The following is a 1,393-nucleotide window of genomic DNA, read 5'->3' as shown; positions in this document are numbered from 1 at the left end:
CACTGACCTCGGCTGCGACAGAAGCCCCAGCCATACCCGCTCCGATTATTATAATATCAAAAGTGTCCAAAATGACTCGCTGTTCCCAGATCTTCGCTCTTTATTTTCTAACGGTACCACAATGTTTCGCTTTCGAAAATAGCTGCGCAAATTAAATGCGATTTAGACGTATCGTGATTAGTGAAGGCCCTTGGGGCTCACGCAAGTGCTAGTAAATCGCTATGGCCTCTATTTCTACATTCGCACCCGGCAACATAAGGTCAGAGCGCACCGTCGAACGGGCTGGTCGGTGATCCCCAAAAAATTCGCTATAAGCCGCATTAAAACCAGCAAAGTCACTGGGGTCTGTGAGCCAAATTGTGACCTTAACTATGTCCTGCACGTCTAAGCCCTCCGAAACCAACAGGCGTCGAATATTTTCTAGACACAATCGAGTCTGCTCGCCGATGTCTCCCGTGTGCAATTTTCCATCGGCATCGAAAGCCAATTGCCCAGATGTAAATAGCATGCCGTTGGCGCGGTAAGCCGCCGACAAGGGGGCGATACTGCCATCGGGCAAGGTGATCGGATTACCGACTGGCGCTTTTGAAGTCATTACAATTTTTCCTTTTTTATACGGAAGGTATCAGAGACATTCTGGTACCCCTCTAAAGACATACTAATGAGAATTTGGGCATGTTCGTGACCAAGCGAAACATAATGATGACCCATCGAGGAGTCGAACAGTATGCTGTCACCGGTCTCGAGTTGCACTGGCTGGTACAGCTCTGTATGCAACTCAAGCCTGCCACTTAAGATAAATAGAAATTCCTGGCCTCGGTGACGATGCCAGGGCAGCTCGGGGTCAAATTTATGGGATTTTACCACTCCCTTAAGATAACCCTGTTGGTGGTTAGCGACCTCACTACACAGCACCTCATAATCGACATCGGGTGTATTAAACATGACTCCCTCACCACCCATTGTGATCGCGCGCCGACCCTGAATACGGCTCGGTGGGTTGGTCAGTTCCGTAACCGGTAGCCCAAGCCCATTGGCCAGCTTGTTCACGCTGGTAAAGTTTAAGTCTGTCTTACCGTGCTCAAGTTTTGAGAGGGTACCAACAGAGATCCCTGTCCTCTTTGCTACTTCTGCGAGAGTCCAGTCATACTCCTTGCGCAATTCGCGTAAGCGGCGACCGATGGGATTGGCCGTTGCTGTATCGGCCTTGCGAGCCGCAACCTTGACTTTTTTATTGCTTCGGTCACTCAAGTCTACAATCCTCTCTTGTCGGACAAACTAAAAGATCTGGGCGACATACTATCTTCTTATTTACCAAATATCAGCTACCGCCGTTGATTTGCACACGGCGGGCTTTGGCATGATCTCAAATTAACCATCAAGCACCTCGGCC

At 49.2% G+C, this 1,393-nt stretch carries 2 protein-coding genes; both read right to left on the bottom strand.

What is annotated here, in order from left to right:
- Window positions 1-208: 208 nt before the first annotated feature.
- Window positions 209-595 carry a RidA family protein gene (locus ACTF5Z_RS12195; RefSeq protein ID WP_438985871.1) on the bottom strand — a complete coding sequence of 129 codons (387 nt, stop codon included), beginning with the start codon at window positions 593-595 and terminating at the stop codon, window positions 209-211.
- Window positions 595-1,251, bottom strand: a complete 657-nt coding sequence (locus tag ACTF5Z_RS12190; RefSeq protein WP_438985870.1) for a helix-turn-helix domain-containing protein — start codon at window positions 1,249-1,251, stop codon at window positions 595-597. Before ACTF5Z_RS12190 ends, ACTF5Z_RS12195 begins: the two co-directional genes overlap by 1 nt.
- Window positions 1,252-1,393: the final 142 nt, after the last annotated feature.

Origin of the sequence: Aequoribacter sp., from assembly GCF_965659035.1 — a bacterium.
Classification (GTDB): Bacteria; Pseudomonadota; Gammaproteobacteria; order Pseudomonadales; family Halieaceae; genus Aequoribacter.
This window is presented reverse-complemented; position numbering and strand designations above follow the sequence as displayed.

Coding starts and splice junctions, on each gene's coding strand:
- ACTF5Z_RS12195 (WP_438985871.1), bottom strand. CDS start 595: ATGACTTCAAAAGCGCCAGTCGGTAATCCGATCACCTTGCCCGATGGC.